Origin of the sequence: Streptomyces sp. NBC_00683 (assembly GCF_036226745.1) — a bacterium.
Lineage (GTDB): Bacteria > Actinomycetota > Actinomycetes > Streptomycetales > Streptomycetaceae > Streptomyces.
Window position 1 is genome coordinate 6,736,874 of the sequence record NZ_CP109013.1, and the last position, 26,393, is coordinate 6,763,266.

Genomic DNA, 26,393 nt, shown 5'->3' on the forward strand with positions numbered 1-26,393 from the left:
GCGGGCCCGCCCGCGTCACCTTCCTGGCGTCAGTCCGCCCGCTGCGAGCCGGTCACCGATGTCGCCCGCGAGCTGCTCGCCCAAGGCGTCGGCACGTGTCAGCAGCCGTGTGAAGGACGTGAGGTGCAGGAATGCCTCCGCGTACGCGGCCTGCTCCTCCAGAGGTAGTTGCAGTACCTGCAGGCGCCTGATGTCGACGCGGGACGAGCTGGAGGCGTGCGTGCCGGCCTGGCGGCCGTTGGACGGGGCGCGCAGGCACCCTGCCAGGAAATGGGTGCTCAGCTTTTCCGGGTCCACGCGCAGGACGTGGAGCTGGGGGCCCAGGGCGATCGGTGGCCCTTCGTGCACCCAGGCCCGGAAGGCACGGACCACCCCGGCGACCACGACATCGCCCTCCTCGGCCACGGTCACGGCCGTTCCGGGAGCGACCTCGGTACTCGGGGTCCCATCCATCAACAGGTCGGCGACGGTGAGAAGCGGCAAACCTGTGTCACGGGGCAGCGGTGCCGCGGTATCCGCCGGCTGCTGCCCGGCGCGCAGGGTGAGGGCGCCGGCTTTGACGAGGTCGCCGACCGTGGCCGTCGTGCGGGACTCCCCGGACGAGAGGCCGAGCTTGGACAGGTTCTGTACCAGTTCGGTCAACTGGCCGAGAGAGCCGGTCAACTCATCCCACGATGCGGCGAGTTCCACACCCGATGGGTCATTGCCCGCAGAGGTGTAGCGCCCCGGGGTCACATCCACCTCGTCGTCCAGCAGATCGAGGAGGGGAATCCTTACGGCACCGTCCGGGAGCTCCCCTTCCGGCGCGTCGAGCTGAGATACGGCGGACAGCACGAAGTCCGTCAGTTGGTCCCAGTCGGGGCCCTGCTCACGCGCCCCGGGCTTCGCGAGTCTGGTCGCGTCGACCAGGAGGGCATCCTGGGCACCTGAGACTGCTGAGGCAGGACCGTCGGGGGCGGCTCTCAGAACCCACAGCTGGAGCGAGACGCTGTGCGGCTGGGCGCAGCCCGGCGGCAGGGCGACGACCGCCCGCAGGGTTCCCGTGCGCAGCAGGGACCCGCGGATGCGGCGGCCCGCCTTGCGTGAGGCGACGGCCGGGGGAAGGACGACCACGGCGGTGCCGCCGGGCCGGAGGTGAGCCAGCAGGTGTTGGACCCAGGCCAGCTCGGGTTCGGTACGGGGCGGCAGTCCGTGGGTCCAGCGCTGGTCCGTGGCCAGCTCCTCGTAACCCCAGTCGCGCTCGTTGAACGGTGGGTTGCACAGTGCGATGTCGGCCCGCAGGCCCGCAAACGGATCGGCGCGCAGGGCATCGGCTGTGGCGATCTCCGTACGCACCTCGGTGCGGGTCTCTGTAGCGAATCCGAGGCGAGCCGTGGCGAGTGCGGCAAGCGCCGGATCGCGTTCGCATCCCAGCAGCGCCAAGCCCGGACCGGTGTACTCCTGTGCGGCCGCCACCGGCAGATGCCCTGTGCCGCACGCCGGATCGAAGACCGTGAGGCCGCCGGTGTCCTCGCCGAGCCGGGCGTCGAGCGCGATACGGGCCATCAGCGACGCCAGTTGAGCGGGCGTGGAGCTGAGCTGGCGGACGTGGGTGTCCAGCCACCGCTGCAACAGGAACTCGAACGTCTCGCGCGGTCCCTCGCTCCGTCCCAGCCGGGCGGCCTCGCCTGCCAGGTCCCGTGCCTCCTCGGAGAGGTCCGAGGGGTGGGAACGGGCTCGCGGGGAGCGCATCCGGCGGGCAGCCTCGGCCACGGCGAGACCTGATTCGTCCCTGCTGCCCAGTGCTTCGAACCGGGGCCACAGGAATTCGCGGCCGGCGACATCGTGCAGTTTGCCGTTGCTGCGCAGCCATTGTTCGACTTCGGCCAGCGAGAACTGGGGGCTCACGTCCGTCCCGCCGATGCGGGAAGGGAACGAGTCGTGGCGCCGGCGCCAGTTGCTGACCGCCGCACGCCCCACGCCCGCGATCCGGGCGATCTCGGCCAGACTGACCGGTACGGCGTTGGTAGTACGCATTCGAGGGTCTCCGGGTCCTAGGCGGGCCGGGCGGGGTCGGCGTCCCAGCGGCCTCAGTCATGGCAGGCTACTACGATCATTGACTTTGTTCACAGGCCTGACCCGTGATGTCGGCGTGCAGGAAATGTGGAGGCTTGGGAATATGGGTGCATTTGCTCCGGGAGTAGTGCTGCGCGACCGGTACCGGCTCGACTCCGTACTCGGGCGTGGCGTGATGGGCCAGGTGTGGCGGGGGTCCGACCTGTACCTGGACCGGCCGGTGGCGGTGAAGACCATCGCGTCGGAGCTGCTGGCCGTTCCGCACAGCCGTGACGAGGCGCTGGCCCGGTTCAAGCGGGAGGCGCAGGCGGCGGCCCGCCTCGACCATTCCAACATCACCACCGTGTACGACGCGTCATACACGGATGACACCTGTTGCCTGGTGATGCAGCTGGTCGACGGGACCACCCTGGAGTACCTCTTCGACCAGCAGGAGGACGAAAGGTTCGACGTACCCTCGGCCGCTTCGATCGCCGCCCAGCTGTGCGCGGGCCTGTCCGCCGCGCATGCCGCCGGTCTTGTGCACCGGGACCTCAAGACCCAGAACGTGATGGTGCGGAGGGACGGCGTCGTCAAGATCCTCGACTTCGGCCTGGTCAAGTCCCTTGCCGACGTAGATCCGCGCCTGACGATGACGGGGGAGGGGATCGGCAACATTCGCTGCGCCTCGCCCGAACTGCTCTCCGGACGGGGCGCGCTCGACGGCCGCAGCGACCTCTACGCGGTCGGTTGCCTTCTGCACCACATGCTCACCGGCACTCCTTTGTTCTCCACCGACCAGCCCGCTCTCCTTGCCTCGCAGCATCTGACAGCGACCCCACCCTCTGTCGGCGAAGCGGTCCCGGCCCCCCTCCAGGATCTGGTGACTGCCCTGCTGGCCAAGAGCCCCGATGACCGCCCCGCCTCCGCGACTGAGGTCTATGCGGCCCTCGCCCCTTACCTGCCGGCCCCGGACCCCGCGCTGGCATCCCGCCGTGGTCTGCCTGAAGATCCGCGCCGTCCCTTCCTCGTCCCGCAGGGACCGCTGCCCGTGTGATCGGTGAGAGGATGAAGCCGTCGACCGGGTGCGCCCCAATGCCCCGGTCGTAGGGGTGTGGCAGGCGCTCTCGGCGCCGGAACTGGGGACGGGCGCGATGCGGCGAAGCCTTGGACGGTACGAGCTCACTCACGAGCTGGGCCGGGGAGGTATGGGCGTCGTATGGGCGGCCCGGGATCCAAGCAACGATCGTGACGTGGCCGTCAAGCTCCTTGCTCCGCCTGCGTACGGGTCCGAGCTCTCGACCCTGGAGCGCCGTTTCCTGCGGGAGGCACGCCTCACCGGCCGTCTGTATCACCCCGGCATCCCTGTGGTGTACGACCACGGCAGCCTCGACGGCGAGCTGTACCTCGTGATGGAACTCGTACCGGGGCGGGCATTGGACGCCGTGCTCAAGGACGAGGGCACGCTGACCGTCGAGCGGGCCGCAGCCGTCGCGCACGGCGTCGCCGATGTTCTCGCGTACGCACACGAGCAGGGTGTCGTGCACCGCGACCTCAAGCCGTCGAACCTCATGATCACGCCGTCCGAGGCGGTCAAGGTTCTCGACTTCGGAGTTGCGGCCGCCCTGGAACCCCGCCCAGGCGAGACCCGTTTCACGGCCGCCAACGCCACGCCCGGCACCGTTGTTTACATGGCCCCCGAGCAGGCCGTAGGCAAGACCGTGCCCGGGAGCGACCTCTACTCGCTCGGATGCGTACTCTACGAACTGCTCGCCGGTAAACCGCCGTTCACGGACGGCAGCCCCTTCATGCTGTACCACCAGCACGCGAACGAGCCCGTCCCTCCGCTCTCCGGTCACCGCCCGGGCATCCCGGCCGGGCTGAAGAAGCTGGTGGAGAGCCTGCTGGAGAAGAAGCCCGAGAACCGTCCAGCCTCGGCCGCCGAGGTGCGTGCCCTGCTCACGGCCTGGGCCCCCGCCCCGACGCCCACGACGGCCCTCGCGCACCCGCGTCTGGCCGAAATAGCCGCCCTGCGCCACTCGGGCCGCCCCGCCCCAGCGCTGGAGCAGTATCAGGAGTTCCTCGCCGCCCCCGGTCTCGGGCACGCGGACTTCCTTGCCGCTCGTGTCGGCGCGGCTCTGTGCGTCGGCGCGCTCGGCCGTACCCGTGAAGCCCTCGACGAGCTGAAGTCCGTACTCGCCGAGCAGCGCAGCCTCCTGGGGCCTGCCGACATCGGTGTTCTGGACACGCGCTACGAGATCGCGGTGCTTCTCGTGCGCACAGGTGAGCGCCACCCGGCGGTGGAGCTGTTGCGCCGGCTGGTCGACGACGAGGAGCGCGTGCTGGGAGCGGACGACCCTCGGAGCGGCCGTTCGCGGGCCCTGCTGAAGCGGCTCGACCGTATGACCTGACGGCCTGTTGGTCGCGCTTCTGTGATCTCTGTTCACAGTGTTATCAGCGTGTTACGCTGCGCCTGCATCGTTCGGGTGGGAGACAGGACACTGTCTACGGACGGCAGCAGCAGAGATCGAGGGGAACAGCGCCGATGACGCCAGCAGCCCAGCGCGAGAGCGAGCGGACCGTTACGGAGGAGCTTCCGGAAGAGGGGAAGCTCGTCGAGGTGCGTGGCCAGTCCTGGGTCGTCTCCCGCGTCGAGCCGTCCCCGGCCTCACCGGATGAGGGCGACGCACGCAGGCCTGCCACCCTCGTCCACCTCCAGTCCGTCGCAGACGGCCGCTTCGGCGACACCCTCTCCGTCATCTGGGAGGTTGAGCCGGGCCGCCGTGTGCTGCCCGCAGGCTCCCTCCCGGACGCCTCGACCGGACAGTACGACCCTCCGTCCCGCCTTGCCGCGTTCCTCGACGCCGTCCGCTGGTCCGCCGTCGCCTCCGCCGACGGCAAGACCCTGCAGGCGCCGTTCCGCTCCGGCGTCGCCGTCGAGCCGTACCAGCTTGAGCCGGTCTCCCGTGCCGTCGGCGCTCCTCGCGTCAACCTCCTGCTCGCCGACGACGTCGGCCTCGGCAAGACCGTCGAGGCCGGACTCGTCGCCCAGGAGCTGCTGCTGCGCGGCCGGGCCCGGCGCATCATGGTCGTATGTCCCGCGGGGCTCACCCTCAAGTGGCGCGACGAGATGGCGGAGAAGTTCGGCCTCGACTTCACCATCGTCAATTCCGAGCACTGCGCCCGTCTGCGCCGTACCCATGGCACCGCGGCCAACCCGTTCCGTGTGCACCCGCTGACCATCGTGTCCCTGCCGTGGCTGCGCGGCACGAAGGCCCAGCGTCTCCTCGACGAGGTCATCGGCGCCCCCGAGGTGAGCAGCAACGGCGACCACAAGCGGTTCTTCGACCTGCTGGTCCTCGACGAGGCGCACCACGTCGCCCCGTCCGCCCCGAAGCAGGTCTACGCGGTCGACTCACAGCAGACGAAGCTGATCCGGCGCCTCGTCCCGCACTTCGAGCACCGCTTGTTCCTCTCCGCCACCCCGCACAACGGCTACCCCGAGTCCTACACCGCGCTGCTGGAGCTGATCGACGACCAGCGGTTCGCCCGTGGCATGGACCCCGACAAGGAAGCGCTTAAGGACACCGTCGTACGGCGTCTGAAGGCCACGATCACCAATGCGGACGGCACCCCCCGATTCCGTACGCGGAAGACCGAGCAGCTCTCCGTGGACTACACGGATGCCGAGCGCGAGATCCACGGCCTGCTCAGCTCGTTTGCGGACCTGCGCCGCAAGAAGCTCGTTCCGACCGCCCGAGGTGGCCGCCGCGCCGCCGACCTGGTCACGCTGCTCCTGAAGAAGCGCCTCTTCTCCTCCCCGGCAGCCTTCCTCCACACGGTCCGCGTCTACCTCTCGCACCTGGAGGACACAGGCACCCGTACGCGCACGGCGGCGGCCGAAGTGCCCGACTGGCTCGACGACTTCGCGGACCTGGTCGCCGACCTCGACGACCTCGGCCTCGTTGACGCCGAGGACTCGGCTCTCACCCGCTCCACCTCGCTGACCCCCGCCGAGGACCACCAGGAGCTCGACCTGCTTCAGCGGATGGAACGCTGGGCCGTCACGCACGAGGCCGACGCCGACTCCAAGGCCGCCGTCCTCCTACGTACGCTCAAGGCCATCTGCCGCACCGCCGACGGCAAGCACTGGACGAACGAGCGCATCGTCGTCTTCACCGAGTACCGCGACACCCTGGACTGGCTCCTCACCCTGCTCCGCCAGGAAAAGCTCACCGACGACGGCCGTGTGGCCGTCCTCCACGGCGGCCTCAGCACCGAAGACCGTGAGCGCATCCGCCTCGGCTTTCAGGCCGATCCCTCCACAGACGAGGGCGCGGTCCGCATCCTGCTCGCCACCGATGCGGCCGGCGAGGGCATCGACCTGCAGAACCACTGTCACCGGCTGGTCAACTACGACATCCCGTTCAACCCCAACAAGCTCGAACAGCGCATCGGCCGTATCGACCGCTGGGGTCAGCGCAAGGACCCGGAGATCTCGCACTTCATCGGCTCGGGCTGGCAGCAGGCCCAGGCCGGATCGTACGAAGCGGACCTGGAGTTCCTGTCCCGCGTCGCCAAGAAGGTGGCGCGCATGGAACAGGACCTCGGCTCGGTCAACGCCGTCATCGCCGAAGCTGTCCAGCGCCGTATGACCGGTGACACCACCCCCGTCGACCTCGAGAACGCCAAGCCGCGCACGATTCAGGGCCGCCGCACAGGTGGCGAGGTCGCGCCCGAGCAGAACGTCACCGCCCAGTCGAAGCGCCTCGCCGACCAGTACGACGAGACCGTCTCCACACTCGGTCTTACCCCGACCAACATCAAGCGCGTCGTCGACACCGCTCTCGCCCTGGACCACCAGCCGCCCCTGGCCCCCGACCGCACTCTGGCCGTGGACTTCGAACCGGGCCAGCTGTACGAGGTTCCCCCGCTCTCCGGTACCTGGGAGCGGGCCACCCGGGGCCTTGCCCACAAGCTGCGCGAGGACGAACAGCGCCCCATCACCTTCGACGCGGCCGTCGCCGCCAAGGGGCGTGAGGACGTCGTCCTCACCCACCTCAAGCATCCGCTCGTCGCTCTCTCCACCCGCCTGCTCACCGCGGCCGTCTGGAACGCGGACACGGTCGGCCTGCACCGCGTCACCGCCGTCGTCAGCGACGACCCGGCGATCACCACCACGCTCGTCTCCGCGTACGCCCGGTACGTACTCGTCGGCAACGACGGCACCCGTCTTCACGAGGAAGTCGTCCACGCGGGTGGCTGGTTCGGCGACACGGGCCGCTTCCGCCGCTGGGAATCCGTACGCACCCAGGGCGAGGCCCTCTCGAAAGCGCTCACTGAAGGCACCGAGGCCGCCCCGCACCTCAGGCAGGAACTCACCACCGCCTGGGAGAAGCTGGCCAAGCCGCTCAACACCTCCCTCGAAGCCCGCGCCCGCGAACGCGGCGAAAGCCTGGAGCGCGCGCTCACCGACCGGCAGACCGAGGAGGAACGCCGCATCACCGCGACCCTCGGCCGCTTCGAAGCCACCCTGCGCGCCAAGCTCAAGGAGGAGGGCGACGGCACCGGTGAGCAGTACGCGCTCTTCAGCGCACACGACATCACCGCCGCCGAACGCCGTCAGTACGACGACGACCGGGCCCGCTGGCAGCAGCGTCTCGATGGGCTGCCCGGCGAACTGGAACGCGAACTCGCCGCCATCGCCGCCCGCTACCGCGACCCGCGCGCTCACCTCTTCCCCGTCGCCGTCGTCTTCGTGATCCCCGCAAAGGAAGCCCGCCGATGAGCCCCCGCCCCGCCTCCCGTGGTCTCGCCGCAGCCAAGGCCCAGGCGCTCGACGGCCGCCGCCAGCACCAGGAATGGCTCGACCTCACGGAGGTCTCCGGCCCCTTCCTCACCATGCCGGTCCTGCGCAGGGCCTGGCCTCAGCTCGACGCTCTGGAGAAGGACGAACGCGCCCGCCTGCGCGCGCGCCACGCGGACTGGCAGAACGACACCACGGCGGGCCGTGACGAGTGGGTCGCCTACCTGCTGCGTTCCGTCCTGGAGTGGGGCGACGCCCTCGCGTTGCGCCAGGGCGAGGCCGAGGATCCGGCATTGGACCGCCTCACCCTCCACGTCCCGGAGCACGGTGCTGTCCTGCGCCCCGACTTCGCTCTCGTCGAGCCGGGCATCGACCTCGCCGCCGAACCCGACACAGCCTCGGCCGCCATGCGCGTACGCCTCCTCGGCATGACCGTTCCCGCCGGCACCGTGCCCACCTCACGCGCCGCCGGAGGTGGCGACTGGGCTGCGTCTCCCGCGGACCGCCTCGCCCGGCTGCTCCGCCACCACGACATCCCGCTCGGCCTGGTCACGGATGGCCGCTGGTGGTGCCTGGTCTGGGCCCCCATCGGCGGCGTCACGACCACCGCGGTCTTCGACACCATCGGCTGGAACGAGGCCGCCGAACGCAACGTCGTCCGCGCCTTCGTCTCCCTGCTGCGTCGCCGCCGCTTCTTCGAGTACGAGGAGTCCGAGACCCTGGTCGGCCTGCTCAAGGCCAGCCTGGCCGCCGGTGAGGACGTCACCGAGGCACTCGGCATTCAGGTCCGCCAGGCCGTCGAACTCCTCGTCGATGCCATAGGGCGAGCGGACGTACGCGCGATGGACGCGGGGGCACCGGGCCTCCACGCGTCGGGCGTCGCGGCCGGCGAGGTCTACCGGGGTGCCGTCGCAGTCATGATGCGCGTCGTGTTCCTCCTGTACGCGGAGGAGCGCGGCCTGCTCCCGGCGGACAACGAGGTCTACGCCACGGCGTACTCCGCCCGCTTCCTGCGCGCCGAACTCAAGGCCCGCGCCGACGCGGACGGCGAGAGCGCCCTCGAACACACCACCTCAGCCTGGCACCGCCTGATCGCCCTCTTCCACGCGGTCCACGGGGGAGTGGACCACCCCGAACTGAAGCTGCCCGCGTACGACGGCTCGATCTTCGCCCCTGACACGTACGCGTGGATGGAGCTCACCACCCCGCTTCTGCCGATCGACGACCGCACGGTCCTGCACATGCTCCAGTCGGTGCAGGAGGTCCGCGTCGGCACCGGCAAGAACGCCGAAGTCCGGACGCTGAGCTTCCGTGCCCTGGACGTCGAGCAGATCGGTTACGTGTACGAGGGCCTGCTCTCCTTCGGCGGCGAGCGCGCCGTCGAGGACATGGTCGGCCTGATCGGCCCCGAGGGCCTCGAACACGAGGTGCCGCTGCGGGAGCTGGAGTCCCTGGCGGCCAAGGCAGGCGGCTCGGTGAAGGCCCTGGCCACGTCCATCCACGAGAAGTGGAAGGACCCGAAGCCGCCGGCGAGCTCTTCAAAGCTGGAGAAGCTGCTCGCCCCGGCGAAGGACGAGGTCGAGGCCCGGCGCCAGTTGAACGCGGTGACCAAGAAGAACTCGGGGCTGAGCGAGCGCCTGCTCCCGTTCTTCGGCATCCTGCGCCGAGACCTGCGTGACCTGCCGATGGTCATCCCGAACGGCTCGCTGTACGTCACGGAGTCCTCGCTCCGGAAGAACACCGGCACCCACTACACCCCCCGCTTCCTGGCCGAGGACGTCGTCCGTCACGCGCTGGAGCCGCTGGTCTACGAGCCGGGCCCGCTTCAGACGGCGGACTCGGGGAAGTGGCGGCTCAAGTCGCCCGAGCAGATTCTCGCGCTGAAGGTCGCGGACATCGCGATGGGTTCCGCGGCGTTCCTGGTTGCCGCCTGCCGTTACCTGGGCGACCGGCTGATCGAGGCCTGGGAGAACGAGGGCCGCACGGATGCGATGACGTACCGGGCCGGCCGAGCCGTCGACGCGGTGACGGCTGCGGACGCGGAGCAGGACCCGGTGGTGGTCGAGTCCCGCCGCCAGATCATCGAGCACTGCCTGTACGGGGTGGACATCAACCCGATGGCCGTGGAGATGGCGAAGCTGTCGCTGTGGCTGGTGTCGATGGACCCGACGCGGCCGTTTACGTTCCTGGACGACAGGCTGGTCGCGGGGGACTCGCTGCTGGGTGTGCACAGCATGGACCAGCTCCAGTCGGTGCACATGAAGCCGCAGGGGCAGCGGGACATACTGGCTGAGCAGACGCGTGAGCTGGTGGACGAGCTGACGCGGGAACGCCTGGCGATCACGGCGATCAAGGGCGTGGACCTGCCGGCACTGAAGCGGAAGCGGGAGCGGCTGGCGGAGGTCAACCGGCACTCGCGGAGGCTGCGGCTGGTGGGCGACCTGATTGTGGGGGCTGCGTTGGCGACGTGCGCGTCGGGGCGGGTGGAGTGGTACGCGCCGGATGGGGGCGAGCGGGTCAAGGACCTGTTCCCGCAGGCGGCGTGGATCGTGGAGAAGATCGTCGCGGATGGTGTGGAGGACGACTCGGAGGTCGTGCGGCAGGCGACGGCTACGGCGGAGGAGTGGCTGGGAGCGGAGCTGCCGGCGGGGGGAATGGAGCGGCGGCCGGTGCATTGGCCGTTGGTGTTTCCGGAGGTGTTTTCGCAGGGGGGCGGGTTCGATGCGATTGTCGGCAACCCGCCGTTTTTGGGTGGAAAGAAGCTGACGGGCACTTCAGGGGAGGCATACCGAGAGTGCTTGGTTGACTATATTGCAGGAGGGAAGCGCGGTAGCGCCGATTTGGTGGCCTACTTTGAGCTGCGAGCTCACCTTCTGTTGAACCACTGGGGTCAGACTGGTTTGGTGGCGACAAATACCCTGGCGCAGGGTGATACTCGCGAGGTTGGCCTTGATCAATTGGTGGACGGCGGGGTTCAGATTCGCCGTGCGGTTAAGAGTGCGCCGTGGCCGTCGAGATCTGCGGTTCTGGAATACTGTGCAGTCTGGACGAGTCAGAGGCGGTTGATTGATTGCGTCGTTTCTGTCCTGGATGGAGTTGTTGTAAGTAATGGCATTTCTACTTCACTGAACCCAGATACGCGGGAGTCATCGTGGAGTGAGATGCTGGAACGCAATGGTTCGCAGGTCTACCAGGGTTCACTAGTTCTTGTTATTGACGGTTTCAGCGTTACGAAGGAGGTAGCCCAGAGTTGGATTCGTGAAGATGCTAGGTACTCTGACGTCCTTGCGCCATTGCTGAATGGTCAGGATCTAAACAGTGATCCGTTGCATCAGGGTGGTCGGTGGGCTATCAATTTTCATGAATGGCCTGAGATGCGGGCTCGACGTTATCCCAACGCGTATGCGAAGTTGCTCGCGGAGGTGAAGCCTGAGTGTCAAAAGAAGGATGTGAAATCCTATGCAGGATTGATGGATAGGTGGTGGCAATATTGGCGCACGCGTGGTGATATGACGAAAGCGCTGGATAGCCTTGATCGCTGCATCGTTATTACGCTGGTGAGTAAGGTGGTGATGCCTGTGATGGTTCCCACGGGTCAGGTGTTTACTCATCAACTCGGCGTCTTTGTGTCAGACGAATACGCTTTGTTTGCATTCCTCTCCAGTGCTCCGCACTATTGGTGGGCGATCGATCGCTCCTCGACTCTTGAAACGCGAGTCCGATACACCCCCACTGATGTATTTGAAACCCTAGTCCGCCCTCCGATTACTTCCCGCCTCCACGCTGCCGGCGCTCGCCTGGACACCTACCGCCGCGACCTGATGCTGGCCCGCAACATGGGTCTCACTGCCACCTACAACCTCGTCCACAACCCCGACTGCCAGGACGAGGACATCGTCGAACTCCGCCGAATCCACCGCGAGATCGACCGCGCCACCGTCGAGGCGTACGGCTGGTACGACCTCCTCGACGACTCCGGGCAGACCCCGCACGCCGACCCGACCCATGAGACGTTCCCGCTTGACCACGGCTTCCACGAGACCGATCAGGGCACCCGCTACACCATCGGTCTCCTCGCTCGGACCGAGATCATCGACCGGCTGCGCCAGCTGAACCATCAGGCGTACGCCGACGAGGTTCACCTCGGCCTGCACAAGAAGCCCGCCAAGCACCCGGACATGCCGAAGCCCTCCGCCGACGCTATCCGGAAGCGCAAGGAGCAGCTGGCCTCGCGCGGCGGCTCGGATTTCGGTGAGGGCGCCGAGGGTGCCCTTTTCTGAGCGCTTCGTCGACGCCACCTATTGTGCCGCCCCGGGAATTGATGGGTTTACGTCCCTGCCCCTTCGAGGCGGTCATAGAATCTCGAAGCGGCGGTGACGAGTGGGCAGTGGGGCTGAAGCGGTGATCGCCGCCGTGTGGCTTGGATGAGACAAGGGGATCGCGTGCGGCAGTCGCGCCAGGGCTGCCCCTGGGGGCGGGGCGACTCCGAACGGCATTGCGCCGATGGGGCTTTGTCGGCGGTCGCCGCCATGGTTTTGGGAAGCAAGACAGGGCGACGGACGGAATCAGGCATGGGTTACAGAAACGAAGCTGAGGTCATGCAGGCGCTTGGGATCGAGTCCTGGAGGCACCTCTCCAAAGACAAGATGATCAGGTTTGCGGCCATGATGCCCGACATGGACACTGAGGTTGCTCTGAAGATCGTTGAGCAATTCCCTGTGTTCAAGGATTTCGCCATGGATACCGTGAACGCGATGGAGAAGGTGCATGAGGCCACACTCTCGGCCAACAAGCAGAGCCAGGAGTATGTCCATCAGGCCTTCCAGGACATCAGGGAAATCCTCAAGCATGAACTCAACAAGGGCGACCTGAGTTGGGAAGAGAAGAAGTACCTCATCGAGAAAATCCAGGAAACTGGAAGGCTTGAGTTCCAGAAGGACAGCGAGAACAAGCAGTTCTTGGATGGATTGCTCAAGAAGCTTGTGGTGGGCGCTGGTGCTGCACTCGCTCTAGGTGTGGTTTTTGTCGGTGGCAAGATAATGGCCGAAAGTAAGGATGACCCCGAAGACGCCTTGGAGACTTGATCGAAACCTTTTTGGTTAACAGGTAAGGTTTAGCCGAGCTTGCGTGTTATGTGTGCTCGCCCACGTCACGGCGGTGACGTGGGCGAGTAGGTTGAGTTGAGCGGTGTTCTATTCTCCGGTTTTGCTGGTCGAGGGCACGAACGATGCCCAGGCGCCCCAGTTGATCCGCAGTGTCGGGCCCTTGTCTGCGCCCTTCGAGTCCCGTACGTAGACCGCAGCGGGACCGGCAGCCACCTCCACGCAGTCGCCGCCGCCCGATCCGCTGTAGCTGCTCTTGAACCAGCGCAGCTCGTCCACGTTCCCTGTTACCTGCTCCACGCTCATGTCTCTCCCACCAGCCGTTCGATGAGCCGCGCAGACTCCTGGGCGTTCAGGGCCTGCGATCGCAGCTTGCCATATCGCAGCCCGAAGCCGCTGACGTCTTCCGGATCACTGACGATGCACCCGACTTCTTGGGACTCGATGTACCCGAGGCGCCGTAGCTCACTCGTCTCGACCAGGACGAACGGGCCGTCCAGGCCAGTGTGGAAGCCGCCCCCGGTAGGCATCACCTGGACCTCCACATTGCGCAAGGCGCCTACCTCAAGCAGGTGTTGCCGCTGCTCCCGTACCACCTCGACGCTGCCCACCGGGTTCCGCAACGCCTCCTCCCCGATGATGAACGACAGCTCCGCCAGCGGGTCCCGCGTGAGCAACCTCTGCCGCCCCAGCCGCGCCTCCGTGTGCTGGTCGACGATCTCCTTGCTGAACGGGGGGCAGTGGCCGGCGAACACCGCCCGTGCATACGCCTCCGTCTGCAACAGCCCCGGCACCAACAGAGGGTCGTACGAGAAGCGGCTCAACACCTCCGCCTCGATGAGCGCGAAGTTGCGGAAGAAGCGCGGGAGCTTCGCCCGGTCCACCTCGCCCTGGAGCACGTCCAGGACACCGCCCGCCTCCAGCGCCCGCTCGGCCGCGATCGTGAACGTCTCCTTCGCGGGCCGCCGCCCTTGCTCGACCGAGGCGACCTGTTCCAACGAGTACCCGATGGCCTCACCCAGCCCCTGCTGGTTCAACCCGGCCCGCTTGCGCAGGTGCTGGAGGAGCGTGCCGTACGCCACCCACACCCCCGGCAGCTCGCTGTCCTCCTTGGCCTTCACCTTCGTCACGCGTCCGTCCCGCGTCTCCCGCACTGCTCTCACGCCCTTCCGGCCACCCCACTGCGACTGGACATGGTTCAACAGCAGGGACCATCCCCGCGTCACGGCTCCGGACCCGTACAACACCCGTACACAGCGGGCTCACTCGATGGATTACGGCCCCGAAGCCAGATCATCTGACTAGCCTTGGCGGCCTGGCAGTTCAAAGGGGGGAACATGGTGGGTTCAGGGGACGAGGAACAGCGGGGGCTGTTCAGCGGGTTCGAGGGCTACCGGACACCTGCGCCGACGGAAGTCCGCGGGGTCCTGGCAACACGGCGTCGTCATCGTGGACACCAATGTGCTGATCGATCTGTACCGGATGAACCGACAGGTTCGCGAGGACATGCTGACGGTACTGGAGGCGCTCGGTGCCCGCCTGTGGGTGCCGCATCAGGTACTCGTCGAGTTCTGGCGTAATCAGCAGCAGCCCGGCGTGCTCGGACACCATCATGCCCAGGTGCGTGACACCGCCGCAGCCATGACCAAGGCGCGCAGTGCCATCGGGGATTCGCTCAACCGTTGGGCGCGAGCGGTCCATCTGGCCGCGGACGCCCCGATCCGTGACGAGCTGAACAAGCTCGAGGAGGACCTCGACGCCACCCTGGATGGGCTGCGCGAGGTGCTCGAACGGCAGGCCACGGTCGACCAGGTACCAGGCGCACCGGACACATCGGCGGACCCGGTGATCGGGAAGCTGGAGGTGCTGCTCCAGGGCAAAGTCGGGGCTCGTCCGACGGATGACCAGCTCACTCGGTGGGTCTCAGAAGCCAAGGAGCGGGCACAGCACAGGCAGCCGCCAGGCTTTCGCGACTTCGAAGAAGGAAAGCCCGATCATGCTGCGGCGGGCGACTACATCGTGTGGAGACAGCTCTCCGCGGAGGTGACAGCGCGAGGCGCGGACGTCCTCTTCGTCACCAGGGACCTCAAGGAGGACTGGTGGCGGACCCTGGCGGTGTCCGGAGACCGCCAGCCACGCGTCGAGCTCGTACACGAGTTGCGCGCCGAAACGGGGCGGCAGCTGTACATGCTGGAGCCCAGCGGTCTGCTCGACCTGGCCCAGGACAGCCTCGATCTGCGAGGACGAGTGGCGAGCACCTCTGTCGACGCGCTGCGTCAGATGGAGAGAGAGTCGAGCCCCGTCGTGTGGTCGGAGGCGATGCTCCGTTATTTGCTGGCCATGCTCCAGCACCAGTCCCCGGTCAGATTCCAGGTGCTGCTCCACGCCGGTCGCAACAACGGCTTCGTCGACCGGGAGACCGTCTACAAGCTCGGTGGCTATGACGCGAGTCGGATGCTGCGCGGATTCACCAAGCCAGTGGCCACGGCTACCCGCCGCCTGCACGAGCTCGGCCTCATCGACGGGACACCGGAGGAATTGCTGCGTGCCGTGTATGACGGCGACGTTCTGGCATCGGGCTTCGGCGTCCCCGACTACACCGTACCGATGCTGAATAACATCGCCGAGCAATTCGACGCTCATGGCGTCATCACGCTGGCGACGGACGGGGACACCGGCGACGAGGACGCGGCATACGACCCCGAGTCCGACGAAGGCTGACGCGCGCCGCACGCCCAGCCAAGCGCTGTCCGGCAGTGTCTACGGATCCGGCATGAACCGTGGTCGACATGACACCGGCGGCTGCGGGACAGCACTGCGACGCAGGTCTGAGGCGCCCGCGATCCTGATCGCGGGCGGGAGGCTGCGCGACCGCAGGATCACACGGAGCCGACCCGCCCCCAGTGAAACGGGCGAGGCGACGCCGCATCTGCTCAGTTGTCGGCCCGCCCGGCACCAGCGCTTTCTGCCGCCACTGCCGCCGAACGGGACGGAGATCAAGTCAGGTGTCGGGCAGCCAACGTCGCCGCCGCCAAGGCGTACCCATCCGTTCGCACGCTCTCCACACCCCGCGCCTTGAACCCCTGTCTCAGGCTGTCCATGAGGGTGAAGAACAAGAGTGGCTTCGCCGAATCGCAGAGCGGAGCGATGCCGGCCTTGCGTACGCCCCAGAGGCGCAGTGCCTCCGCGGGGTTTCCGCTGACGGCGAGTTGTGCGGCCTCGCCCAGCCATGCGCCGGACTCCTGGCTCTCACTCTCCAGCAGGGCAAGGTGCCAGGACTCCGGGCGGCACTGCCACGCGTCGAGATGGGCAATTTTGAGCATGTCCATGTGGGGCAACGAGGTGTAGACCGGCGGTGTGCCGGCCAACTCCCAGGAGAAGAGCTGGGCTTCTTCGGAGATGGTCGAGGCTGCTTCCGTCGCAGCCAACGGCGTGCTGAGGAAGATTCTGGCGAACTGCTGCTCCCGCTCGCCGACCTGGTCGAGAAGCAGCGCAGACCGGACGCGGGCGGACGGGTGAGTGCAGCCTCGGCGGATGAACAGCGCCCGCTCCGTCAGGTGCACGGCCAGCATGGCGATCAAGGCCCCCAGGAGGGAGAAGGTCGCAGCGTCGGCAGCCTCGGCATGACCGGCGAGTTCCTGCTCGATCAGCCGCTTGCTGGCGCGGTAGGCGAACAGATCCGCCTCCAGTTCCCTGGCCTGGTTGTCCGAACAGACCGGAATGTGTTCGTCAGGTGAGAAGCCGCTCACGGCGGACTGATGCCCCAGTGCGTGGTGGGCTATTTCGTGCCCGATGATGAACTGACTGGCCTGGAGGTAGAGGAACGCGGCGTTCTTCTCGGCCTCGAGATCCAGCCGCAGTCCCAGTTTCGCCGCCAAGGCGTACACCCGCTGGTTCGTGCAGTAGTAGCGCAGCAGGCCGGTGAGCACGGCCGGGTCCCCGCCCATGTTTCCTGCTCTGGCCGCCCGTACGGTCGCGCCAAAAGACCCGGAGGCGAGCTGGGTCAGGGAGATCGAGATGTACCGGGCGTAGTGGGAGCACAAGGTGAGGGTCGCGTCGGCGACATTGACCAGCCCTGAACCGTCCGAGAACGGCGTCATCTGTGCCGAGACGTCTTCCCTGAGGGTCTTCACGACGCGGACGGAGGCGAGGCGTTCCGTACTCGCACCGAGGTCGGTCATGGCGGCTTTCAGCTGCTCTGTCACCAACTCCTCGGGCGCGGTCATCATGTCTTCGTACTTGCCGGCCCACTCGCTCTGCTGCCAGGCTGCTGTGGCGGCTTCGAGCTCTCGGAGGCCCGCCTCGTCCCCGAGCTCACGCAGCCGCTTCCTCATTTCGCCGCGCTGCACTTCGCGGTCGGCCCGGAGCAACTCGTACTTGCGGTCCGCCATCGTTTTGCGGATCACGACGGAGCCGGTGACGTGCGGCAGAAGGCGCCGAGACCTACCCGTGCGACAAGGACGGCGATCAATGCGGCTGTGGTGGGGTCGTCATCCAGGTCGGTGAGGAGCTCGTGGATGGTGAACGCGTCGATCAGCCTGTCCGATCCCGTGGTCCCCAGCAGGCCTTGCGTCTTCTCGTGATGGCAGATCTTGCGCTGCAGTTCACTGTGCTTGTTGCCGAACCACTGTTTCCCGAAGCGCCGGTGGTTCTCCTGATCCTCGGGGGAGAGCCCCAAGCCCTCGCCCAGCAGCTCCGCCCCGAGCAGAGAGTAGAGCTCTTCGTCGGACTTATCCCAGTAGGCCTCGACAGTCACCTTGTCTCATCCTTTGCGCTGGATTCCGGTTATCGGATGGTCCGACCGACTCCTGCATCTTAGAGACCCCGCCACTCCAGGAGGGGGAGAACGGAAGACATGGGTACCACTGCGCTCGCTCCCCGAGCCTTTCCGGCGACCGGCGGCCCGCACATGATTGGGCGGGAGCGCGCGTCGGCCGCACTGTCGGCAACCTGAGGTGTCAGTGGCGAACGCGCTCGGTTCACGGGTGGGGCGGTGTCGAGATGCCGAGGTCCTGACGCATGGCGAGCTGCATCGCCGTGATCGCGTCCCACATCTGGATCAGAAAGGTGTGGGTTTCCTGCCACTTCTGCTGGTCGTGTGCACCGTCCTCGGTCAGCGACTCCATGAGCTTCTTGGCCTCTGCGAGCTCCACTCGGACCGCTTGGCAGGGCTGCAGGACGTTGTCGGGGACGAGCATCTGAGCCTGGGCATAGGTGTCTTGGAACTCGGCCCGGACTACCTCTGTCGCGGGGGCCGGGTCGGCCCCGGAACGCATCGCGTAGAGGTCTTCCATCATGTGGAACCGATACCGTCGGGCGCCGGAGTTCAGCGCGACGTAGATTTCGCGTCGACGCTCCAGGTGGGCCTGGGCGTCGTCGAGGTGCCGCTTGGCCCGCTCCGAGAGCTGCTGGAGCTCGAAGTCCTGGCGGCGCGATCGTGAGCTCACCCAAGCGGTGGTGATCGGAGCGAGCAGAGTGCCGGTCACACCCACCACGGCAACCAATAACGCTATGAGTCCAGTGCTCAATCCTGCCCCCTGGCACGGCGTGGTCCAGGTCAGCCGCCGCATTGCGTCACCGGCTCCTGCCCCACGATTCGGTGGCACGCGACCGTCACCCATCGCGTTGGCCTTTCGCTGTCGGAACACACTCAGACGTCCAGGGTGTGCAGTCAAGGCCGCCAGGGGGTGTTCCCCTGGTGCCCTTATCGCCTCGTCTTCCGTGTCGGGCCGCGGCAAGGCCGCGCGTTCTATGCGCGAGGCTCCGGCACGCGACCGCAGTCAAACTCCGCGGAGGCGAAGAGCTCCGGGGTCAGGCGCACGCCCGTGATGCGCTCGGCGAGAGCGAAGGCGGCCTCGGTGTGCCCGTCGAAGCTCGCGTCGGCCTCGTCGCTGAGGTCGAAGCCGGACTCCCGCATCGCGGTGAGCAGTTCGTCAGGATGGCTGTCGTCGCGGTGATGGGGGAAGAGGGGCTCGAAGTGCAGGCGGGTGGCGCCGTCCTCGTGCCAGTAGAAGTGGTCGACCGCGTTGATGTTCCGGTAGTGGGAGACCATCGTCCGGCCGCGCGAGACGGGAAGCATGGTCTCGATGTCGATGCCCAGGAAGCCGTTGTACTCGACCATCAGTGACCAATCGCCGACGGGTGCGATCCCCACGAAGCGCTCGTCCGACTCCCACTCCTCGTACGCTGGCCCACTCAGTCCGCCTACCCCGGTGATCCGCTCGCCAGGCTCGGCTCCCAGAGCCTTGAGCAGCGCATCGGATGACAGCCCTTGGATGAGCGTGACGCAGTACGCCTCCGTGAGGTGCGGGTACTGCTCTTCGAGCCATCCGTAGTCGGCGGCGGTGCTGTGGTCGCTCATGTCCGCAGAATGGCAGACGGCGCTGACACCCGATCGTCACGGTCATCGGAGGCGTCGGCGGATGCGTGGAGGGGGTCTACGTGGCCATGCCGTACAACGGTTGTCCCGACCCGTACAACGTCCGTACCGAGCGCACAGGTACGGCAGGATGCCCTGGTCTGGGCGGTGGCGCGCCGACACGGTTGCCTGCATGACACCGATCTGCACCGCAGGGGGATCCCAGGCGACGGAGTTCGTCGTCCGCCTCAGCAGCACCCCGCGAGGGGCTCGCCTCGCACGGCGGCTGGCCGAGCAGCAACTCGCCGCCTGGGATATCCCGTACGGCTCCGGCACGGCCCGGACCGTCGCTCTGGTCACGGCCGAACTGGCCTCCAATGCGATCACCCACGGCCGTCTGCCCGGCCGTGATTTCCGCCTGGTTCTCGGGCTTCTGCCCCATGCCGTGCGCATCGAAGTGACGGACACCCGTCCCGAACGCCAGCTACCGAACCCCGCGCTCACCTTCCCTGATGGCACTGCAGGGCGAGGGCTCCTCCTGGTTGACGCGTACGCGGACCGATGGGGCTGCGCAGCTCATGACGCCTACACCAAAACGGTCTGGGCGGAAGTGGTATCCGGGCTATCTTGTGAACTCAGTTAACGAGTGACAGTCTTGTCGTCGAGGGGAGAGGGGCGTCCCGACGAGGCGTTCCGATGTGAAGGATCGACGTGCCGGCCCGGACAGGACAAGCCGTCGGCTTTGACCGGCGAACACCGTGCGCACCCCCAACTGTGAGAAGCCACTTCAGGAGCGGGCGATGGACAACGAGATTCAGCTGATCAGTGACGGTGACGGACTGGCGGTCCTTGGGAACGAGGCCGATGTCGAACGTTTCCTCGCCTCGGAGGGGCTCGCGTCGAAGGACCTCGGAGCGCAACGGCTCAAGTCCGTCATCGGTGTCGGGGCTGTAGCCGCGCAGGTGGGTTCGGACCTTGCCGCCAACTCCGGTCGCTGGGTGAAGCTGACCCCGAAGTCGGCACGGCTCGTCAAGAAGTACGGGTTGAGGGAGAGTTCGAAGACGGGTTTCAGTACGGGTGTGGTGAAGGGGCAGAAGGGGCAGATCAGGGGATTCGTCGAGTTCGTGAAGGCCCCCCGCTCGCTTCTGAGTAACCCGGCGGTTCTCGCCAATGCCGCGAAGCTCATGTCGCAGGTCGCGATGCAGCAGACCATGGACGAGATCACCGACTATCTCGCGACGATCGACGCGAAGGTCGACGACGTGCTGCGCGCCCAGAAGGACGCTGTGCTGGCCCGCATGATCGGAGTGGGCTTCGTCGTCGAGGAGGTCATGACCATCCGCGGGAAGAGGCGGGGAGTCGACGAGATCACCTGGTCGAAAGTCCAGGCCGCGCCGACGGCGATCGCGGAGACCCAGGTGTACGCGTTGCGTCAACTCGACGCAGTCGCCGAGAAGATGGAGCACAAGGACAAGATCGGTGATCTTGCCACGACGGCCAAGGAAGCTGAGTCCGCCGTCCGGGAGTGGCTCGCTGTTCTGGCTCGCTGCTTCCAGCTGCAGGACGCGATGGCTGTGCTCGAACTCGACCGAGTGCTGGACGTGTCACCGGAGGAGTTGAACGAGCATCGCCTCGGGCTGAAGGCTGCCCGTCAGGACCGCCTGGAACTCATCCTGCGGACCACCGAGCGTCTGTTGGCCAGGATGAACGCGGCTGCCGATACGGCCAACGCGAAGGTGCTGCTGCACCCGGCCAAGTCCCCGGCCGTAGTGCAGTCGAGCAACCATGTCGCGACGTGCGTTTCCGACTTCCACGCGCTGCTCGGGATCGAGGCCGGTGGGCAGTCGTCGGAGGAGAGGCGATGGGCGCATGCGGCAGTGGAGGCGAGGGACAAGGCGCTTGAGGCAGGAGCCAAGGGTGTCGATACCGCCAGAAGCCTCGGCAGCGAGACCCTTGACCGCGCCGGCTCGGTGACGGAGAAGCTCGCCAGTGGGATCGCCGAGCGAGTGCGCCGTCGGCGCGGACGCGATGAAGAGCCAGACGAGAAAGGCTGAGCGGGCGCCGGTCATCGGGTACGTGCGCAGCCGGCTGTACCGCCAAGCATGGGATGCGTAGCGCCACTTGTGAACTGAGTCAATGATTGCCATGCTTGCCGGGATGCTTCTCACGGGGGAGGGTGCCCGCCTTGCACGACCATCGCCTTGTCCAGACTGCCGTGATCGGTCAGAAGAACTCCGACCTCCCGATCATCCTGCCCATGGACGCGTTCGAGCTGGACATCTGGCGCAAGAGGCACCCGGACTACACGTACTGGTGCGGACTGCAGCTCGGTGGCTGCGGCGGTGAGCTGAGCGACCGCCGGTGCACCGACAAGGTGTGTCACTTCGCCCACCAACCGGACGCCCCCGTCTGCCGTCGCAAGGCCACCGGCGAATCCAGTGCGGACCATCTCTTCATCAAGCAGGGCGTCCGGCGCCTGATGGAGGTGCGGAAGCTCCAGGGCAAGGTACAGACACATGATCTCGGGACCAGCCCCGGTGACGCCGTCGATGTGTATCTCGCCGACAGTCGCCGTCGACTGCGCTTCCAGCTCAGCGCGGTGGACTACCGGACATGGCGCAGAAGCGCCGAGGACCTCGGCGCGCAGGGCGGTGACATCGACTGGATCTTCGGCACCGAAGGGCCTGTCACCCAGCAGTTCCTCGGCCGCCAGGGCTACTGCCTCCGCGTGCGCTGCGAAACGGTCGGAGGGGAGCGGCGCGTGGACATCGGCGCCGAGGCCCGGGACCGTACGGTCGCTTGGACCCCGCTCGAGGACTGCACCCTGACACCCTCTGGCATCGTCACGCCTCATGTCGAGGAGATCCGCCTGTCCCGGCCGCTGCCCAGGCCGATCGCTTTCCCGGTCCTGGGTTCGGTGGTCTTCGCACCCGTCCCGGGAGCCATGACGCCCGAGCGTTCGCCCTTCGAGGAGAACGGCCGACGACTCCTCCTCGCGGACGTGAAGCCGGTGGACGGCCCCATCGTCCGGACCGTTGTCTCCCTGCCGGGCGACACCGACAGCCCACCCGCCGAACACGTCTACCGCGTCTCCGAAGGTGCTCGCGTCCTGATGGCCGAGGACGGCGGCGGCTGGGCCGTCAAGGCGGACCGCTACCAGAGGCTCAACGCACACGAAGCCCAGCGCACGGGACTGTGGACCCCGCCTCCCGGGGGCACCATCGAGCCGGTGGCCGTGACGGCACCTCGCCGCGAGCAGCCGGCGGGCAGGAATTCGGCAGTAGCGCCCACCGTGGCTCAGCCCTCGAAGAAGGCATTGAAGAGGGCAGCGAAGAAGGTCTCGGAGAAAGCCTCGGAGCAGGCTCAGGCCCCGCGTGGCCCCAGCACCTGGCCCAAGCAGGTGAACGCCCTGCGCGAGGCTCTCAGGCAGAGCGCCCGCCGGGGCCGTACCACGACGTGGGAAGAGCTCGCCCGGACCGTCGGTCGCGCACTCGACACCTGCACGACCGAGGACCGGATCTCCCTGCTCCTGGACGTGGATCAGCCGCTGTGGGAGCACGTGCCGGTGCTGTCCGCGCTCGTCAGGGAGAACGGGGCGCCCCCGTCGTATCTGCCGCGACTACTTTCCCGGCTTGGTGTGGCTGACTCCGAGCGCTCGTCGCAGATCACACGTTGGGCCGATGTGGAGGCCGACCGGGCCTTCGCCGCCTACGCAAAGCCCGCACGCCTGATGCCGCCTCGGCTGTCTCTCAGGCCCGAGCGGCGCGTGCCGCAGCAGCGGGAGCAGGAGAGCGCGCCGCAACAACCCGCCAAGCCCCGGACCGCCCCGGCAGTGAGGGAGCCCAGGGTGGAGCCGAAGGTCCAGAACCCGGAGGACGCACGGCGCGTACGGGCGCTCGTCACGCGACTCGACGCGTTGATACCCGGGCTGGGCAAGGACGCCCGCAGGCCGGCGACCAGAGCTCTCGGTCGTGCGGAAGCCTGGCTCGCCTACCGGGAAGGCGAGAGGCGGCCCCAGGGGCAGCAGCAGAAAAAGGTGGCGTGTGAGACCCCGGAGTTCGTCGTCAGTCTGCTGGAGTACACGCTTCGGGCAGCCGAGCGGGGGCGCGAGTCCGTAGGGGTGCCGGGACGGCGGCGTGCGACAGCTCCCGCAGCTCCGCACCAGTCTGCTGAGCAGGCGAAGGCGACTGCGGGAGACCCAGTGGAGTGGCTGACGAGACAACTTATCGGTGTGGCGGCCCTGGGGGAGACCATTCCGGCCCTGCACCTGGACGGGGGCGTGCGTCGGCCCGATCTGCAGCAGCGGATGGAGTCGCTGGACAGTCAGCTTCCGAACGACGTGCCGGTGCTCTCGGCGCTCGTGCTGGGAGCGGACGGCGGACCCGTCCCCTTCTTCCGCGACGTACTCGGTGCTGCGGGTCTTGCCGTTCCATCGACCGATGAGGCGTTGCGCCGAGTATGGCGTCGCGAGCAGGAACGGGCCCACGCTGCCTACGGGAACCCGCCGAGAGAGCTGCCGCCCCGCCTTACCCCTGAAGCGAGCTCCTGGGAGTGAGCGGGAGTCCATGGTGCGCACAGCAGGTCGATTCTCTCGTCCCGATGATCCGGAACGCAGGGTGACAAGATGACGCCGTTTTCCGGCAGGACTGCCCTCGACGTGCTCGACGCCCATTTGGAAGATCTCCGGGACGGAGCGGATCTTCCGCTGCTGCCTGACGGACTCGACGGTCACGCCGTCGATGAGGCGGGCGACCTCGTTCACTGGGCTCTCGACCGGCTCAAGGGCTTTTCTCGGCAGCCCGGGGACGTCTTCACGCAGGAAGTCGGCAGCCTGTTGGAGGAGTTCCGCACGCGGGTGTGCCCTTGGAACGTGGCAGCCGTCCGGCTGCTCGGCGACCCGTACGTCTTCGTGGCCACAGGGCCTCGCTCGCACGAGAACTGGGCGCACGACGTGCTGGCGGTACTGCACCGCTCGGTCCGTGACCCGCGCGGGTGGGTCCGACTGGATCCGGACCGCACCAACAGCGCTCGCGACAGCGTGCCCGCTTACCCCTTCGATCCGCCTGCCGCATCAGAGCTGGCCGATCACCTGTACCCCCTGGACAGGAAGGCGGCGGATACTGCCCTCGCTGTCATGACGGAGGAATGGATGGGGGAGCGCGCCCCCGTGCGAACCCGCCCGGACCAGGACGCCGTGCTGACGGACGCCCGTACACTCCTCGACCGGTACGGGCCGGATGCGTGTTACTGGACCAACGCGAGGGCCGCCGCGTCCGGGCCGGCCCCGGACTTCCTCACGGCGGGCCTCAAGGGCACCGAGTCCCACCACTTCCTCACCGGCGAGTACATCAACGGCCTCGACCTGTTGGAGGACCTGGGCGTGATCGCGGTGAGCCACGACGAGGTGGGCGTCTTCTGGTCGATCGGCGCGTACTGACGAGTGTCGAGGGCCTGATTGTGAGGAGCCTGCAGTCGGCACTTGGCCCCCGTACCACCTTGTCGGCCCCCTGCCCAAGGATGCCCCTCGAATCCCCCTCCGCGGACCTCGCCGAACGCGTAATCTGCTTCATGGTGTCCCTACAAGAGGTCCACCTGACTTAACTGGCAGTTCTTGCAAGGGACTTACCGGCTCATGATGCGGACACGGCGAATCTGCCTGAGGCTTCTGCGGGAAGCTGCAAGGAGCTCTCTGTCCACCGGCGCGCCCACTCATGGCCGCGATCTGCAGGGACTGCATCCGGGTAATCCGATGGCCCAATGAACTCGGCGAAGTACCGCAGGGAATCACGAGAGGCTCGGATCAGCCGTCCGTAGGCCGGAAGTGGGAGCCGCGTTTGCACGGGGCAGGGCATTTTCTTGAGTTCACCAATGGTGGCCGATTTCGCTTGAAGAGTTCGAGTTGTGCCGCGACCCAGTCTTTCGACTTCATGAAGGGGGAACGAGTATGAGTGCAAGCTGGGCGGGTTTACTGATCGCCATGGTCGGCGTGGCGGGAACGCTGGGAGCCGCGCTGCTGACCCAGAATCGCGCGGACCGCATCAAGCGCATGGAGCTCCAGGCCTCCGCTGAACAGCGGCGCGAGGAACGTGGGCATGCCGAGGCGCTGCTCCAGGCGGAGCAGGCCAGGCAGTGGCAGAGCGAGAGCCTTGAACGGCGGCGCACCTGCTACATCACACTGAACACCGCCTCACGCCAGTACGTGACGGAGATGACCAATTACGTGCATGCGCTGCGAGGCAGACAGGATGTCGATGCGGCGCTGGCCAGCTTGGAAGTGGCCCGACTGGGCTTTCGGGACAGTTACGCGGAGTCCCAGATGGTCTTCCCGGACGCGGTGCTGCGTGCCGCCAGTGCGGCCAAGACGGCTTTGAACACCGCGTACGGCACGCTCAGGAAGTACGGAGCTGAACCCTCCGCATACGCCGAGGAACTGGCGGCCCTGGAAGGTGCGTTCCATGAGCAGGTCTGGCCCTACCTGGGAGCACTGAAGCAGTCGATGCGTGCTGATCTGGGCATCGACGAATGACGAACCCGTGCGCGACAGGCAGCGAGACGACGCGGCTTTGATCGTCAGCACTTGCCGAGTGTCGTACGGCGGCGACTCGTACAACAGCCGTACGGTGCGCCGTGGTACGGCGGAGTACCCTGGCCGACACCGAGGGCGCGGGGGCACGGTGGCCGCATGTCACCGAGAAACGCCGCTACCGGACTCCGCGCCGAGCCGGCCGAATTCGTCATCCGCCTCAGCAGCTGGCCGCGTGGGGGATCGCGTATGGCTCCGGCAACGCCTGGACGGTCGCCCTGGTCACGGCTGAACTGGCCGCCAACGCGATCACCCACGGTCGCCTGCCCGACCGTGATTTTCGCCTGGCTCTCGGGCTCCTGCCCCACGCCGTGCGTATCGAAGTGACGGACACCCGCCCCGAGCGCCTCCTGTCGAACCTGTCACCCGCCCTCCCTGATGCCACCGCAGGCCGCGGGCTCCTCATCGTCGACGCGTACGCACCGCTGGGGCTGCACGGTTCATGACACCTGCACCAAGACGGTCTGCGCGGAGGTGGACGCGGCGAACGGTACTCAAGCGAGTGAGGCA

The 26,393-nt window shown here is 67.2% G+C and carries 19 protein-coding genes; 12 read left to right on the plus strand and 7 right to left on the minus strand.

Translation table 11 applies throughout. The features are described 5' to 3' along the window. Nucleotides 1–15: 15 nt before the first annotated feature. Nucleotides 16–2,016 (minus strand): N-6 DNA methylase, encoded by a 2,001-nt coding sequence (locus OG257_RS30090; protein ID WP_329212636.1) that lies wholly within the window; start codon nucleotides 2,014–2,016, stop codon nucleotides 16–18. A 142-nt stretch (nucleotides 2,017–2,158) separates the two neighbouring features. Between OG257_RS30090 and OG257_RS30095 the strand changes: the two genes are divergently transcribed. The 5 genes from OG257_RS30095 (at nucleotide 2,159) to OG257_RS30115 (ending at nucleotide 12,924) form a co-directional block, all read left to right on the plus strand. Next, nucleotides 2,159–3,091 carry a serine/threonine-protein kinase gene (locus OG257_RS30095; RefSeq protein WP_329212637.1) on the plus strand — a complete coding sequence of 311 codons (933 nt, stop codon included), beginning with the start codon at nucleotides 2,159–2,161 and terminating at the stop codon, nucleotides 3,089–3,091. A 97-nt stretch (nucleotides 3,092–3,188) separates the two neighbouring features. Beyond that, nucleotides 3,189–4,445, plus strand: a complete 1,257-nt coding sequence (locus tag OG257_RS30100; protein WP_329212638.1) for a serine/threonine-protein kinase — start codon at nucleotides 3,189–3,191, stop codon at nucleotides 4,443–4,445. Between the two features lie 134 nt (nucleotides 4,446–4,579). Further along, on the plus strand, nucleotides 4,580–7,822 hold the full coding sequence (drmD, locus tag OG257_RS30105; RefSeq protein ID WP_329212639.1) for a DISARM system SNF2-like helicase DrmD: 3,243 nt from the start codon (nucleotides 4,580–4,582) through the stop codon (nucleotides 7,820–7,822). After that, nucleotides 7,819–12,120 (plus strand): Eco57I restriction-modification methylase domain-containing protein, encoded by a 4,302-nt coding sequence (locus tag OG257_RS30110; RefSeq protein WP_329212640.1) that lies wholly within the window; start codon nucleotides 7,819–7,821, stop codon nucleotides 12,118–12,120. The genes drmD and OG257_RS30110 overlap by 4 nt, the downstream gene beginning before the upstream one ends. A 291-nt stretch (nucleotides 12,121–12,411) precedes the next feature. Next, a complete protein-coding gene (locus tag OG257_RS30115; RefSeq protein WP_329212641.1) occupies nucleotides 12,412–12,924 on the plus strand; it encodes a hypothetical protein in 513 nt (170 codons plus the stop codon). Between the two features lie 108 nt (nucleotides 12,925–13,032). Here the strand turns inward: OG257_RS30115 and OG257_RS30120 are convergent, their stop codons facing one another. Next, a complete protein-coding gene (locus OG257_RS30120; RefSeq protein ID WP_329212642.1) occupies nucleotides 13,033–13,248 on the minus strand; it encodes a DUF397 domain-containing protein in 216 nt (71 codons plus the stop codon). Beyond that, nucleotides 13,245–14,063, minus strand: coding sequence for a helix-turn-helix domain-containing protein (locus OG257_RS30125; protein WP_329215422.1), 819 nt, complete (start codon nucleotides 14,061–14,063; stop codon nucleotides 13,245–13,247). Before OG257_RS30125 ends, OG257_RS30120 begins: the two co-directional genes overlap by 4 nt. 328 nt (nucleotides 14,064–14,391) lie before the next feature. Here OG257_RS30125 and OG257_RS30130 point away from each other — a divergent pair, with 328 nt between their 5' ends. Beyond that, a complete protein-coding gene (locus tag OG257_RS30130; RefSeq protein WP_329212643.1) occupies nucleotides 14,392–15,663 on the plus strand; it encodes a PIN-like domain-containing protein in 1,272 nt (423 codons plus the stop codon). Nucleotides 15,664–15,938: 275 nt separating this feature from the next. On the opposite strand, the gene OG257_RS30135 is transcribed toward OG257_RS30130, so the two are convergent. The 4 genes from OG257_RS30135 to OG257_RS30150 all read right to left on the minus strand — a co-directional run bounded on the left by OG257_RS30135 (nucleotide 15,939) and on the right by OG257_RS30150 (nucleotide 19,303). Next, nucleotides 15,939–17,348 (minus strand): hypothetical protein, encoded by a 1,410-nt coding sequence (locus OG257_RS30135; protein ID WP_329212644.1) that lies wholly within the window; start codon nucleotides 17,346–17,348, stop codon nucleotides 15,939–15,941. Then, nucleotides 17,345–17,698 carry a hypothetical protein gene (locus OG257_RS30140; protein WP_329212645.1) on the minus strand — a complete coding sequence of 118 codons (354 nt, stop codon included), beginning with the start codon at nucleotides 17,696–17,698 and terminating at the stop codon, nucleotides 17,345–17,347. The genes OG257_RS30135 and OG257_RS30140 overlap by 4 nt, the downstream gene beginning before the upstream one ends. A 223-nt stretch (nucleotides 17,699–17,921) precedes the next feature. After that, a complete protein-coding gene (locus tag OG257_RS30145; protein ID WP_329212646.1) occupies nucleotides 17,922–18,389 on the minus strand; it encodes a hypothetical protein in 468 nt (155 codons plus the stop codon). A gap of 302 nt (nucleotides 18,390–18,691) precedes the next feature. Then, nucleotides 18,692–19,303 (minus strand): DUF6461 domain-containing protein, encoded by a 612-nt coding sequence (locus tag OG257_RS30150; RefSeq protein ID WP_329212647.1) that lies wholly within the window; start codon nucleotides 19,301–19,303, stop codon nucleotides 18,692–18,694. A 190-nt stretch (nucleotides 19,304–19,493) separates the two neighbouring features. Between OG257_RS30150 and OG257_RS30155 the strand changes: the two genes are divergently transcribed. The 6 genes from OG257_RS30155 (at nucleotide 19,494) to OG257_RS30180 (ending at nucleotide 26,329) form a co-directional block, all read left to right on the plus strand. Further along, a complete protein-coding gene (locus OG257_RS30155) occupies nucleotides 19,494–19,943 on the plus strand; it encodes an ATP-binding protein (RefSeq protein ID WP_329212648.1) in 450 nt (149 codons plus the stop codon). 157 nt (nucleotides 19,944–20,100) lie between these two features. Next, nucleotides 20,101–21,354 (plus strand): hypothetical protein, encoded by a 1,254-nt coding sequence (locus OG257_RS30160; RefSeq protein WP_329215424.1) that lies wholly within the window; start codon nucleotides 20,101–20,103, stop codon nucleotides 21,352–21,354. A 131-nt stretch (nucleotides 21,355–21,485) separates the two neighbouring features. Further along, complete coding sequence (locus tag OG257_RS30165) at nucleotides 21,486–23,855, plus strand: hypothetical protein (protein ID WP_329212649.1); 2,370 nt, start codon at nucleotides 21,486–21,488, stop codon at nucleotides 23,853–23,855. A 69-nt stretch (nucleotides 23,856–23,924) separates the two neighbouring features. Further along, nucleotides 23,925–24,737: a hypothetical protein gene (locus OG257_RS30170; protein WP_329212650.1), complete on the plus strand. Its 813-nt coding sequence runs from the start codon at nucleotides 23,925–23,927 to the stop codon at nucleotides 24,735–24,737. A 507-nt stretch (nucleotides 24,738–25,244) separates the two neighbouring features. Next, nucleotides 25,245–25,826 (plus strand): hypothetical protein, encoded by a 582-nt coding sequence (locus tag OG257_RS30175; protein WP_329212651.1) that lies wholly within the window; start codon nucleotides 25,245–25,247, stop codon nucleotides 25,824–25,826. 101 nt (nucleotides 25,827–25,927) lie between these two features. Beyond that, nucleotides 25,928–26,329, plus strand: a complete 402-nt coding sequence (locus OG257_RS30180) for an ATP-binding protein (RefSeq protein WP_329212652.1) — start codon at nucleotides 25,928–25,930, stop codon at nucleotides 26,327–26,329. The last annotated feature ends 64 nt before the right edge of the window (nucleotides 26,330–26,393 follow it).

Coding starts and splice junctions, on each gene's coding strand:
- OG257_RS30090 (WP_329212636.1), bottom strand. CDS start 2,016: ATGCGTACTACCAACGCCGTACCGGTCAGTCTGGCCGAGATCGCCCGG.
- OG257_RS30095 (WP_329212637.1), top strand. CDS start 2,159: ATGGGTGCATTTGCTCCGGGAGTAGTGCTGCGCGACCGGTACCGGCTC.
- OG257_RS30100 (WP_329212638.1), top strand. CDS start 3,189: ATGCGGCGAAGCCTTGGACGGTACGAGCTCACTCACGAGCTGGGCCGG.
- drmD (WP_329212639.1), top strand. CDS start 4,580: ATGACGCCAGCAGCCCAGCGCGAGAGCGAGCGGACCGTTACGGAGGAG.
- OG257_RS30110 (WP_329212640.1), top strand. CDS start 7,819: ATGAGCCCCCGCCCCGCCTCCCGTGGTCTCGCCGCAGCCAAGGCCCAG.
- OG257_RS30115 (WP_329212641.1), top strand. CDS start 12,412: ATGGGTTACAGAAACGAAGCTGAGGTCATGCAGGCGCTTGGGATCGAG.
- OG257_RS30120 (WP_329212642.1), bottom strand. CDS start 13,248: ATGAGCGTGGAGCAGGTAACAGGGAACGTGGACGAGCTGCGCTGGTTC.
- OG257_RS30150 (WP_329212647.1), bottom strand. CDS start 19,303: ATGAGCGACCACAGCACCGCCGCCGACTACGGATGGCTCGAAGAGCAG.
- OG257_RS30155 (WP_329212648.1), top strand. CDS start 19,494: ATGACACCGATCTGCACCGCAGGGGGATCCCAGGCGACGGAGTTCGTC.
- OG257_RS30160 (WP_329215424.1), top strand. CDS start 20,101: ATGGACAACGAGATTCAGCTGATCAGTGACGGTGACGGACTGGCGGTC.
- OG257_RS30170 (WP_329212650.1), top strand. CDS start 23,925: ATGACGCCGTTTTCCGGCAGGACTGCCCTCGACGTGCTCGACGCCCAT.
- OG257_RS30175 (WP_329212651.1), top strand. CDS start 25,245: ATGAGTGCAAGCTGGGCGGGTTTACTGATCGCCATGGTCGGCGTGGCG.